This window comes from Guptibacillus hwajinpoensis (assembly GCF_020524165.1).
In the GTDB taxonomy this organism is placed as follows: Bacteria; Bacillota; Bacilli; order Bacillales; family Guptibacillaceae; genus Guptibacillus; species Guptibacillus hwajinpoensis_D.
Window position 1 is genome coordinate 569462 of record NZ_JAIVKU010000004.1, and the last position, 12616, is coordinate 582077.

General features: G+C 40.5%; 12 protein-coding genes. All 12 read left to right on the forward strand.

Going from position 1 to position 12616, the window contains the following annotated elements; all coding sequences use genetic code 11:
- Positions 1–26 precede the first annotated feature (26 nt).
- The 12 genes from LC090_RS10080 to LC090_RS10135 all read left to right on the forward strand — a co-directional run bounded on the left by LC090_RS10080 (position 27) and on the right by LC090_RS10135 (position 12587).
- Positions 27–1088 (forward strand): phosphotransferase family protein, encoded by a 1062-nt coding sequence (locus LC090_RS10080; RefSeq protein ID WP_226657679.1) that lies wholly within the window; start codon positions 27–29, stop codon positions 1086–1088.
- A gap of 8 nt (positions 1089–1096) precedes the next feature.
- Positions 1097–1852 (forward strand): 2-phosphosulfolactate phosphatase, encoded by a 756-nt coding sequence (locus LC090_RS10085; protein WP_226657681.1) that lies wholly within the window; start codon positions 1097–1099, stop codon positions 1850–1852.
- Positions 1833–3581, forward strand: a complete 1749-nt coding sequence (locus tag LC090_RS10090; protein WP_226657683.1) for an acyl-CoA dehydrogenase family protein — start codon at positions 1833–1835, stop codon at positions 3579–3581. The genes LC090_RS10085 and LC090_RS10090 overlap by 20 nt, the downstream gene beginning before the upstream one ends.
- A gap of 15 nt (positions 3582–3596) precedes the next feature.
- The gene (locus LC090_RS10095; RefSeq protein ID WP_226657685.1) at positions 3597–4364 is read left to right on the forward strand and encodes an SDR family NAD(P)-dependent oxidoreductase; all 768 of its coding nucleotides are present in this window, start codon (positions 3597–3599) and stop codon (positions 4362–4364) included.
- 20 nt (positions 4365–4384) lie between these two features.
- Complete coding sequence (locus tag LC090_RS10100) at positions 4385–5176, forward strand: enoyl-CoA hydratase/isomerase family protein (RefSeq protein WP_226657687.1); 792 nt, start codon at positions 4385–4387, stop codon at positions 5174–5176.
- 114 nt (positions 5177–5290) lie between these two features.
- Entirely contained in the window at positions 5291–6154 is an 864-nt protein-coding gene (locus tag LC090_RS10105) for a branched-chain amino acid ABC transporter permease (protein WP_226657690.1), read from the forward strand.
- Positions 6154–7161, forward strand: coding sequence for a branched-chain amino acid ABC transporter permease (locus tag LC090_RS10110; RefSeq protein ID WP_226657692.1), 1008 nt, complete (start codon positions 6154–6156; stop codon positions 7159–7161). The genes LC090_RS10105 and LC090_RS10110 overlap by 1 nt, the downstream gene beginning before the upstream one ends.
- Entirely contained in the window at positions 7161–7940 is a 780-nt protein-coding gene (locus LC090_RS10115; protein ID WP_226657694.1) for an ABC transporter ATP-binding protein, read from the forward strand. Before LC090_RS10110 ends, LC090_RS10115 begins: the two co-directional genes overlap by 1 nt.
- The gene (locus LC090_RS10120; RefSeq protein WP_226657697.1) at positions 7918–8625 is read left to right on the forward strand and encodes an ABC transporter ATP-binding protein; all 708 of its coding nucleotides are present in this window, start codon (positions 7918–7920) and stop codon (positions 8623–8625) included. The genes LC090_RS10115 and LC090_RS10120 overlap by 23 nt, the downstream gene beginning before the upstream one ends.
- Positions 8626–8656: 31 nt before the next feature.
- Positions 8657–9892, forward strand: a complete 1236-nt coding sequence (locus tag LC090_RS10125; RefSeq protein ID WP_226657700.1) for an ABC transporter substrate-binding protein — start codon at positions 8657–8659, stop codon at positions 9890–9892.
- A gap of 27 nt (positions 9893–9919) precedes the next feature.
- Positions 9920–11587, forward strand: a complete 1668-nt coding sequence (locus LC090_RS10130) for a long-chain fatty acid--CoA ligase (RefSeq protein WP_226657703.1) — start codon at positions 9920–9922, stop codon at positions 11585–11587.
- A gap of 1 nt (position 11588) precedes the next feature.
- Complete coding sequence (locus LC090_RS10135; protein WP_226657705.1) at positions 11589–12587, forward strand: phosphotriesterase family protein; 999 nt, start codon at positions 11589–11591, stop codon at positions 12585–12587.
- Positions 12588–12616 lie beyond the last annotated feature (29 nt).

The window sequence follows — 12616 nt, forward strand, 5'->3', positions numbered from 1 at the left end:
ATATTATGTAATCAGGAGTGTGGCATATGACTTATTCACACGATACGATCCCTGTCCGAGACGGAGAGGAGCTAGATACACACAAGCTTGAGGAATTTATCAAGAAAAACATTGATGATTTGAGTGATGATCCATTACGCGTTGAACAATTCGGCACTGGGCACTCCAATTTAACTTATCAGCTGTCAATTGGCGATTGGGAAGCGGTGCTACGTAGGCCACCACTTGGACCAGTGGCACCGAAAGCTCATGATATGCAACGAGAGTTTACAATATTAAAAGAATTAAACCCTATTTTTCCACTAGCACCAAAACCGTATCTTTACGATGAGACTTTGCTTGACGCTCCCTTCTTTCTTATGGAGAGAAGAAGAGGCATTGTTCTGGATACATCCTTTCCTGAAGGCGTTCAACCGACTGAGGATCTGTGTCGAAGCATTTCCGAAACGATGGTAGATACGTTAGTTGACCTGCACAGCATTGATTACAAAAAGACGAACTTAGCGGATGTTACTCATCCAGATGGGTTTATGGAGAGGCAAGTACACGGCTGGATTAAGCGATACAATCGATCAAAAACAGACGACCTTCCAGGTATTGATGAACTTACAAACTGGATGGCGTCAAATATACCTCAATCTCAAAGTCCTACCGTTATTCATTATGATTACAAATTAAACAATGCGATGTTCTCTCATGATTACAGTGAAATCGTTGGATTATTCGATTGGGAAATGACGACGGTAGGAGATCCGCTTGCAGATTTAGGGGCAGCGATGGGCTACTGGCTACAACAAGATGACCCAGAGATTTTAAAAGCTGGCATGGGGAAAGCACCTGTAACTGTCATGCCAGGTTTTATGTCGAGGGATGAATTTATCCAGTCTTATGCAAAGAAATCGGGACGCGACGTGTCTCAAATGAATTTCTACTTAACTTTTGCCTATTTTAAACTCGCTGTCATTTGCCAGCAAATCTATTACCGATGGAAAATGGGCCAAACACAAGACGAGCGCTTTCGTCATCTTAATCAGTTTGTCGCTAGTTTAATTGCCCATGCGCGTGATAATGCCGGAGTAAAGCGTTAGGAGTTCATATGGGAAAAATACATGTGGTTTTGAAAAAAGAAGATATTGATCAGGCAAAAATAAGTGAAGAAAAAATTGCAGTAGTCCTTGATGTTCTTCTAGCAACTTCAACGATTACGGCCGCTCTAGAATTTGGAGCAGAGCAGGTTATTCCTGTGCTCGATCAACATGAGGCAATGCAAATAGCTGCGAATTTACCTGAACAAAGTTATTTGCTCTCAGGTGAATACGAAGGTCGAACAATCGAAGGGTTTCTGGATCCCAATCCATTGCAAATGAAGAATGCTGTTAAAGGAAAAACCCTTATTCTTTCAACAACGAATGGAACCGTAGCGATTAAGCGAGCGAGTGAAGCAAAACGAGTCTATGTCGCTTCATTACTGAATGGTCAAGCAGTTGCAAAAAAGCTCAACAACCATCATCTTAACGAAACGGTCGTAATTATTTGTTCAGGCTCCTCTGGTGAGTTTGCGTTGGAGGATTTCTATGGGGCTGGCTACCTTATCGATCAAATTCTTTCTTCTGAATCTAACTGGGAGTTAACAGATTCATCACGTGCAGCCCTTTCTTTTTACTCAGGTAGTGTCAATAGTGGAGAGGAAGTTTTGCTATCATCCCGGGTTGGTCAAATGATTAAACAGTATGGGTTTGAAGAAGAAGTGAATTTTGTGGCTTCAAAAGGTATTTTTTCTATCGTGCCTTTCGTGAAAGGTCAAAAAACAGTCGTTCGAGAGGAGGTTCATCATGACACAAACCAGATCTAGTCAATCAGGAGCTGAGTTCTTGTACAGTCATTCTGGTGCTGAAGATATTTTTACACCAGAAGATTTTACGGATGAGCACAAAATGATCGCAAAAACAGCTCAGCAGTTTATTACGAAGGAAGTTGAAGCTCATAGAGAAACAATTGAAAATCAAGATTTTGATCAGGTTGTCACGTTATTAAAAAAAGCAGGAGATCTTGGTCTTCTTGGACATAGTATTCCAGAAAAGTACGGTGGTCTTGGGCTAGATAAGATATCAAAAGGGCTAGTAGGAGAAGTTGTTGGAAGGACGAGTGGATACGGGGTTGCCCAATCCAATCATACGTGTATCGCAACTCTACCAATCACACACTTTGGAACACATGAACAAAAGGAAAAATACCTACCTAAACTTGCTTCGGGTGAATATTTGGGTGCTTATTGTTTAACGGAGCCCAATGCAGGATCTGATGCGCTAGCATCTCAAACAACGGCTGTATTAAATAGCGAAGGCACTCATTATATTTTAAACGGAACGAAGTTGTATATTACGAATGCGGTATTTTCTGATACGTTCATCGTTTATGCCAAAATTGATGGAAAGCATTTTTCTGCGTTTATTGTAGAAAAGGACTTTCCAGGTCTATCTCTAGGACCTGAAGAAAAAAAGATGGGAATCAAAGGATCTTCCACACGTTCGGTCATTTTAGAAGATTGTCAGGTTCCAATTGATCATCTTTTAGGTGAGGTAGGAAAAGGACACGTTATTGCACTTAATGTTCTGAATCTGGGACGATTCAACCTGGGCTCAGCTTGTACTGGAGGAGCAAAGCACGCGCTAAACTTAGCGTTACAACACACAAATGAACGCAAACAATTCGGCCAAACCATTGCAAGTTTTACGGCTACTCAAGAAAAGGTTGCTGTCATGATGGCTCGAATCTACGCTTCAGAATCGCTCCAATATCGCACAGCATCTCTTCTTGAAGAGGCAATGAAAGATCTGTACGACGAAGAAGACCATCGAATTGTGGGGAAACAAATGATGGAATATGCAGTTGAATGTGCGATTTGTAAAGTGTTTGGTTCTGAAACATTGGATCAAGTTGTTGATGAGTCACTTCAGTTGCATGGTGGCGCAGGTTTTATTCAAGAATATCCGATTGAGCAAATGTACCGTGATTCAAGAATTAATCGCATATTTGAAGGAACGAATGAGGTGAATCGCTTATTAATCCCAGGTAATTTACTAAAAAAAGCGATAAAAGGTGATGTTCCTCTAGAAGAACTAGTTGAAAAAGCGAAAAGAGAGTTATCTTCGAAGGAAAACCATTCTTTATCTGAAAATGATGCAATTCGAAGCATGCGAAATGTGTTTTTAGTTTGTACAGGCCTGGCGTTTGAGAAACACGGTAAGGAATTAATGAATCATCAAGAAACTGTCATGAAACTTGCAAATATAGCCATTGTGTTATATGCAGCTGAATCTTCCGTTTTGCGTGCCATAAAGGGTGGGCGACAGGAAGGTGATGTCAAAACGCTATTAGCACGAACCTTTCTCGAGGAATCGCTTTTACAAGTGGAAGCAGCAGCTCGAAAATTGATCATGAGTGTCCTTCCTGCTCATGAAAAAAGGGAAGTGATGGATCTGATCATTCGTGAACTTTCAAGTTATGATTTTGGAAATTCACTTGAACGAAATCGTCAAATTGCAAAACACAGCTACAATAAATTGAAGTATGAAGTTTAGGAAGTGGTGAAAAAGATGGGGAGATTTTCAGGAAAAACAGCAGTCATAACTGGTGGAGGAAGTGGTATCGGTGCTATGACAGCTAAACGAATAGCATCGGAAGGAGGAACAGTGATTCTTGTTGGTCGGACTGAAGCAAAGTTATTGCAAACGAAAGATGACCTTAAGGAATTAGAAGGGAATGTTCTCACTTTTGTTGCAGACGTAACGAGACAAGATCAGGTCGATCAATTGTCCTCTTTTATTAAAGAAAACACAGGAACAGTTCATGTCTTAATTAATAATGCTGGAGGATCTCATGGTTCACCGATTCTTGAAATGTCAGAAGAAAACTGGGATCATGCGCAAAATGCAAACTTAAAAAGTGTTTTTCTCGTTTCAAAAACACTCGGGAAACTGATGTTAGAAAGTGCCAAAGAAGATGAGCAAATGGACTTCTCGATTGTAAATGTTGCTTCTCTCTCTGGTCATAAAGCAGGGGCGCAAATTCCGCACTATAGTGCAGCCAAAGCAGCAGTTATTAATTTCACAAGAGCACTTGCAGTTGAATTATCACCATATGTTCGAGTGAATTCAGTCTCACCAGGATTTGTTGAGACGCCATTAACAGAAGAAGGTTTAAAGAATGAAAGATTTGAAGCTTCTATTAAACGGAATACGGCATTAAAACGAGTGGGACAGGCTGAGGAAATCGCAAATGTGATTTCGTTTGCGGCATCATCTGAGGCGAGTTATATGACTGGTTCAGATTTATTAGTCGATGGCGGCTGGCTTATCGTATAAAAAAAGGAGAGTGTTCAAAAATGGAAACAACAGTTAAAACGGAACATTTAAAAGTCAATGTACATGGTGCAGTGCTTCATCTGACACTTAATCGCCCTGAGGCGCTAAACGCTTTTAGCCCAGAAATGATTTTAGGACTAACAAAAGCTATTCAAGACGCAAAGGAAAATGATGAGATCCGGGTAGTCATGCTAACAGGAGCCGGTCGTTCTTTTAGCGCAGGTGGGGATGTTAAAACAATGGGGGATACGACTTCAACTGAAGTATATGAACACATTGGTAAATTAAATGAGCTGGTCCTTGCTATGAGAGATTTAGAGAAACCTATTATTTCTGTTATTCATGGTTTTGCAGCTGGAGCAGGCTTTAACTTGGCGCTCGCTAGTGACATTATTCTAGCAGCAGAAGATAGTAACTTTGTATTAAGCTTTTCTCAAGTTGGATTGATTTCAGATGGAGGAGGTCTTTCGTTCCTTCCTCGCTTAATCGGTCCTTATAAGGCGAAGGAGTTATTTTTCTCAGCACAACCAATTACAGCAAAAGAAGCGAAAGAATTAAATTTTGTAAACCAAACGTATCCGTTATCTAACCTTGAGGAAGAAGCCATGGCATATGCTGATAAGCTTTCAAAAGGTCCAGGTAAAGCATATGGTTTCATTAAAAAGATTGCTGATGCTTCGCTAACATCTTCTTTATCTGAAGTACTTGAACAAGAGCGCATTACACAAGCACTAATGGTAACGACAGAAGATCATAAAGAAGGAGCAACTGCATTTAAGGAAAAACGCGCACCACAATTTAAAGGTAAATAAAATTCTGAATCTGGATTGAAGTTGTTCAATCCAGATTCATTCCCACATCTTGAATCCCCTTCATAAGTCCGCCGTCCCCTTAGCCTGGATCTTATTAAATAGAGGAGGAATACGATGGAGCTCCTTTTCCAGCAGATTTTTAACGGACTTACAATTGGAAGCGTTTACACGCTTGTTGCCCTTGGTTTAACACTCGTTTTTGGTATCTTACATGTACCTAATTTCGCACACGGTGCTTTTTATATGGTTGGTGCCTATATTACTTTAATGATGATGGTCGGGTTTGGTTTTCACTATTGGATTGCGATTCTTGCATCCGTAGCTGTGGTTGCCTTACTTGGGGTTGTTACTCAGCAGCTTATATTCAAAAAACTAGAAGGTGCAGATGGGATGAGAATGATGGTTGCAGCCATTGGGATCCTTCTCTTTCTAGAAGCATTTGGTCAGTTTATGTGGGGTACCGAATACTACAGAATGGACACTCCCTATGGATCGGTTGTTAATTTATTCGGTTTAACCGTAACGTTACAACGTCTCTTAATTATTGTAGCTGCAGTGATTCTAATGCTAGCGCTTCATTTTTTCTTAACGAAAACAATGATAGGAGCAGCGATTGTTGCAATGGCTCAAAATCGAGAAGGTGCTTTCCTTGTAGGTATTAATGCAAACCAGGTTGCTTGGCTCACATTTGCGATCGCGGGTGGTTTAGCAGCCGCAGCTGCGTCGTTAGCTTCTCCAATAAATCTTGTCTTTCCTACTATGGGGAATCTGGTCATCATGAAAGCATTTGTTATTATCATCATTGGTGGGATGGGAAGTATCCCAGGAGCAATTCTCGGTGGGTATTTGCTTGGGCTAACTGAGAGTATTGGAGCAACGTACATATCTTCTGATTATAAAGACGTTATTGCGTTTCTATTACTCGTCGTTATCCTTACAGCGAAGCCCACCGGGTTATTTACAAAGGGGGTTCAGTAATGTTGAACTTCTTATCGAAGCGTGTACTCATCAGTATCGTTGCTGTGGCTGCTGTGTTATTCCCTCTGGTGTTTCCGAATATGTATGTCCTTCAATTGCTTACGCTGGTCTTTATTTGGTCCATTGCTGTCTATGGATTTAATATTATTTCAGGTTACGTAGGTTATTTGTCTCTCGCACACGCAGGCTTTTTTGCAATCGGAGCGTATGGCCTAGGTCTTTTGACAACGAAAGGCGGTTTGTCTTATTGGCTATCTTTACTTCTAGCAGTAATTATCACATCCATTGCGGGAGCGTTGGTTGGGGTGATCGCCCTTCGAACCAAATCTCACTTCTTTGCAATTTATACCATGTGCGTAGGTGTCATTGTTTATCTTTTAATTGACAAATGGGATAGTTTAACCGGTGGTGTAAGAGGTTTAATAGGGATTCCGGCTCCAGGAAACTTAGGACCGATTACGTTTGATACGTTAACCTCCCAATATTACCTTGCTTTGTTCTTTCTGTCGTTTACGATTTTCCTTTGTTATCGTATTGTGCATTCTCTTCTCGGAAGAACGTTTATTGCGATAAGAAACAGTGAAGAACTTGCCAAAACAATTGGGATATCCATCATGAAAAATCAGCTGTTGGCATTTACTCTATCAGCCTTATTTGCCGGACTTTCAGGTGCGTTATATGCTTCGTTTATCCGATTTATCGGTCCACAAATATCAGCGATTACCGTAACGTTTGAAATGCTGATGTATCTTCTAGTTGGTGGCATTGGAACACTAGCAGGACCAATTGTCGGAACACTTATTGTGATTTCACTTACTCAATCATTACAGTTTCTTGAAGAATATCGCATGCTTATTTTTGGCCCGGTTGTTGTTTTATTAGTTTTATACTATCCGCGTGGCATTACTGGTAGTATAAATGGCTATTTACAAAAAAAGAAACAGCAAAGAGTTAAAGTAGCGAATGAAGAACATGATGAGAAAAGGAAAGTAGGTGAGGCAGGGTAATGTTCTTTTCGACAGAGGGAATTACAAAACGTTTTGGGGGATTAGCAGCCGTTGAAGATGTGAGTGTATCGGTTGAAAAAGGGACGATTACAGCCATAATTGGCCCAAATGGTGCAGGTAAATCTACTTTTTTTAATCTGATAAGTGGAATTCATCCACTTTCATCAGGGAAAATTTTATTTAAAGATCACGATATTACCAGAATGCCCCCCCAACAAATTGCGCGACTTGGAATTGGGAGAACATTTCAAACGACTAATTTATTTGAGCAATCGACCGTCCTTGATAATGTTCTCATCGGACATAGACTACGAACAAAGTCTGGTATTTGGGATGCGATATTCCGAACGAAAAGAGAAAAAGAGGAAGAAAAACGGTCATACCAAAAAGCACTCGAGGCACTGGAGTTTGTTGAAATGATGCATGTAATAGAACACCCTGTCTCTCTTATTTCGCAGGAAGAGAAGAAGAGACTTGCCTTTGCGCTTGCCCTAGCAACCGATCCAGAAATGGTTCTTCTCGATGAACCTGCTGCAGGTGTTAATCCTGATGAAACGGATGGGCTAGCCTATTTAATGAGGAAAATGGCTGATCACGGAATTACCGTTTGTTTAATCGAACATAAAATGCCAATGATTATGAGTCTCGCTGATCAAATAGTTGTCTTAAATCATGGAAAGAAAATTGCAGAAGGACGACCTGAAGAAATTCGTCAAAATGAAGCTGTTATTCAAGCCTATCTCGGAGGTGAAGCGCATGCTCCAGTTAAACAATATTAATGTAAACTATGGCGCTTCTTCTGTACTTCATAATATTTCAATCGAAGTAAAAAAAGGTGAAACGGTTGTCTTACTTGGAGCTAACGGAGCCGGTAAAAGCACGATATTTCGTACGATCAGTGGATTGATGAAACCTGTCTCTGGTGATGTGATCTTTATGGATCGTAAGTTAACTGGAAAATCACCACATTCTCTAGTTAAAGAAGGAATCGTGCAATGTCCCGAAGGTAGAAAGTTGTTTCCACAAATGTCCGTTTACGAAAATTTGAAAATGGGTAGTTTTGTTCATCGAAAACATCGAAAAGAAGTGGAACAGAGCTTAAAGGAGGTGTATTCCCTTTTTCCGATTTTACATGACAAGCGTCATGAGGCAGCAGGATCTCTTAGTGGTGGCCAACAGCAGATGTTAGCAATTGGACGAGCATTAATGGCAAAACCGAAAGTTCTCTTACTAGATGAACCTTCACTAGGGCTTGCCCCACTCATTGTGGAGCAAATGTTTCATATTATTGAAGATATCAATGAACAAGGCACCACAATTCTTCTAGCTGAGCAAAATGCCAATGCTGCACTACAAATTTCTAACCGCGGTTATGTGATTGAAAGTGGCAAGATTGTTCTTGAAGGAAGTAAAGAGGAACTTTTGTCAAATGATCAAATTCGAAAAGCTTATATTGGAGCATAATAACGGAATCGATTTGAATAGGGGGAAAACAATGAGAATCGGGATAAAGCTTTTTGTTTACATGGTAATGTTGATCGGGATGATGGTAGTGGCTGGTTGTGCGGCAGGTTCAGTTAGTAACTCTAGCAATGAAGGGGCTTCAAATACAAACGAACCAAAAGATACGAGCAAGGAAACTAGTGCAGAATCAACGATGGAAAATACAGTGAATATTGGGTTTAGTGGCCCTTTAAGTGGCCCTGCCGCTTACTATGGTGAGAATACGTTAAGCGGTTTAGAAATGGCTGTTGATGAAATTAATCAGGAAGGCATTGATGTAGATGGCAAAAAATACGGGATTAATCTCGTAACGCTTGACGATCAGTATTTGCCTAATGAAACGGGAACAAATGCAAGAAGACTAGTCCAAGAAAATGATACACCTATTATTTTTGTTCCACATAGCGGTGGGGTGTTCGCCACACAAGTGTTTAACGAACAAGAAGATTTTTTAATTGCGGCCTATACAAGTGAGCCTAAGATTATGGAACAGAATAATTCACTAACATTAGGAATTCCACCAGCGTATAGTGCGTATCCTGAAGTTTTTACAAACTATCAAATGGAACGATTTGGTAAGAAAATTGCCCTGTTACCAACTTCATCTCAGTACGGAAAAGACTGGACGGAAGCTCTAAAACCAGTATGGGAAGAAAACGGTGGAGAAGTGGTTTTTGAAGGCTCCATTGATTTTAGCAAAGATACTGACTTTTTCTCCATTGTTACAAAAGCGCTTAGCAATAATCCAGATGTGCTGTTTGTAGGAGGACCTTCACAACCTACAGCTCTTGTTATTAAGCAAGCAAGAGAATTGGGCTTTGAAGGAGGATTTATGCTGATGGACCAGTCAAAAATCGAAGAAATTGAACCTGTTCTTGGTGGACTTGATCAGTTAGAGGGGACGATTGGTGCCCTACCAATTATTGATAGTGATGCGCCAGGTGCCGAAGCGTTTATCAGTCAATACAAAGAACGTTTCGATCGAATTCCGACTGCCGAGGGTGCTTTTAATTATCAGGCCATGCATGTCATTGCCAATGCTATGTCTGAATCAGGTTCAGTCGATGATCCAACGAAGATTATGGAAAGTATGGATGCCGCCATTCAGTCGCTTCCTGATGAAAAAATGGTATGGCACTTAACAGGGATTTATAACGGTGGTGCATTTGACTGGAAACCAGCCATTGGAGCAGTTGAAGATGGAGAAGTTGTAAAAATAGAAGATTAAGAGAAAGTGAAAGGGGATCTAAAAGTAATGCAATCAAATCATTTTCAGTTCTGGCCGAAACGAGTACCTTATTCTCTAACCATTCCTGAAACGACCATTTATGATAATCTTACAGTTTCAGCTAAACGATATCCAAATAAAGAAGCGATTTTATACTATGGAGCAAAGATGACGTATAAAGAGTTGCTTCATGAAGTTAATCAGACTGCTGCATTTCTTAAACAGTTGAATGTAAACGAGGGAGAAAACGTCCTTCTTTTTATGCAAAATTCCGCACAGTTCGTCATTAGTTATTATGCAATCTTAAGAGCTAACGCTGTTGTCGTCCCAATTAATCCGATGTTAACAGCAGAAGAGCTATCATTTTATATTAAGGATTGCGAGATTAAAACAGCGATTGTGGGTCAAGAGCTATATGATAAAGTAGAGCCGTTAGTTAACACGACTACTCTTACAAATGTGATTACAGCAGCTTACTCTTACTATGCGGGTAATGAAAGTGATGTACCGGGTGAGGTGGCTTTAGAGACAATCAGAGTAAACAAACCAAATCATTATACATGGGAAGATGCAATCCATCATTCACATGAACCTGGAGAGTATGTACGTACGATCAATGATGTTGCAGTTATGCCATATACATCTGGAACGACAGGTTTACCGAAAGGGTGTATTCATCCAAATCGAACGCTACAAGCAAATGCGGTCGGTGCCTCTCAGTGGATGAATATTACTGCGGATGGAGTGCATCTTGTAACACTTCCTTTATTTCACGTAACGGGGATGCTTCATAGCATGCATGCACCGATTTATAGCGGAGCACCAATGGTCATTATGACGCGCTGGGATCGCAATTTAGCAGCCAAATATATAGAACAATATGAGGTTGCTAACTGGGTAAATATTAGTACGATGCTTATTGATTTTCTTTCAAATCCAAATCTACCAAACTACTCTATCTCATCATTGAAAATACTTGCAGGGGGAGGAGCTCCTTTACCGGCGGCTGTAGGAGAGAAATTGTACAAATTAACTGGACTGCGATTTATCGAAGGATATGGTTTATCTGAAACAATTTCACACACACACTTTAATCCACCAGATTTTCCTAAACTTCAGTGCCTTGGTGTACCATCGTTTGATGTGGATGCTCGTGTCATCGATCCGAATACAATGAAGGAGCTCGGTCCTGGAGAGCCTGGCGAAATCATTGTGAATGGTCCTCAGGTGTTTGATGGCTACTACAATCGTGACGATGAAAATCGCAGTTCATTTATTGAAATTGATGGGAAGTCTTTTTTCAGAACTGGAGATATTGGTCGATATGATGAAGAGGGATATTTCTTTATGATTGATCGCGTGAAGCGAATGGTCAATGCTTCTGGTTTTAAAGTATGGCCAACAGAAGTCGAATCAATTTTATATAAACACCCAGCTGTTCAACAAGCGTGTGTCGTTGGTGTACCGGACCCAAGGCGAGGAGAAACAGTGAAAGCGTTCGTCATATTAAATGAAAATGATAAAGGGAAGGTGACAGAAGAAGAGATTATTGAATGGTCAAAGAACCAGATGGCAGCTTATAAATACCCTAGAATGATTGAATTTATGGACGCTTTTCCTACAACGAGCAGTGGTAAGATTTTATGGAGAAAGCTTCAGGATAACGAGCGTCAAAAAGCAGAGGGAGTGAAGTAATATGAGGAAAACAGTCGAAACCGTTACTGGTCCAATACCGGTTGATCAGCTCGGTAAAACATTAGTTCACGAACATTTTGCTTTTGGTTATCCAGGATTTAGCGGTGATATTTCTCTTGGAGCATTTGATTTTCAGGAGGCACTTCAAGTTGGAATTTCAGTGGCCGAAAGTGTCATGACTCACGGTGTAAGAACGGTTGTAGATCCAACGCCAAACGAATGTGGAAGAAATCCGGAGCTTCTTCAAAAAATCTCAACAGAAACGGGCCTTCAAATTATTTGTGCGACTGGTTACTACTATGAGGGAGAAGGAGCAACGCCTTATTTTAAGTTTAGGCAAGGTCTTGGAACAGCGGAAGAAGATATATATGAAATGTTTATAAAGGAAATAACAGATGGTATTGGAACAACTGGAATTAAACCAGGCATAATTAAGTTAGCATCTAGTAAAGACCAGATTACGGATTATGAGATGATGTTTTTTAAAGCAGCTGCTCGAGTGCATAAAGAAACAGGTATTTCAATATTAACCCACACGCAAGAAGGAACAATGGGTCCTGAACAAGCCAGGCTCCTAGTGGAAGAAGGCGTAAACCCTCAGTCAATTATTATCGGGCATATGTGTGGCAATACGGATGCCGCCTATCATTTAAGAACATTAGAATTAGGAGTGAACATCGGATTCGATCGATTTGGCATTCAGGGGCTTGTTGGAGCACCATTCGACAAAGAGCGTCTTATCACGTTGATTGGATTACTTAGTAGTGGATATGAAAAACAAATTATGCTTTCGCATGATACTGTCAACTACTGGATGGGGCGTCCCCCGGTGCTTCCAGAGCAAGTCGAGAAAATTATGGCGAACTGGCAGCCAGTGTATATTTTTGAAGAAATTCTTCCGAAATTAAAGGCAGCCGGTATTACGGATGAAACCATAGCCATATTATTTGAGGCAAATCCCAAAAAACTTTTTTCATCAGAAGCCAGGGTAAAAGCATAGAAAAAAGCGAGGAGAGATCCTCGCTTTTT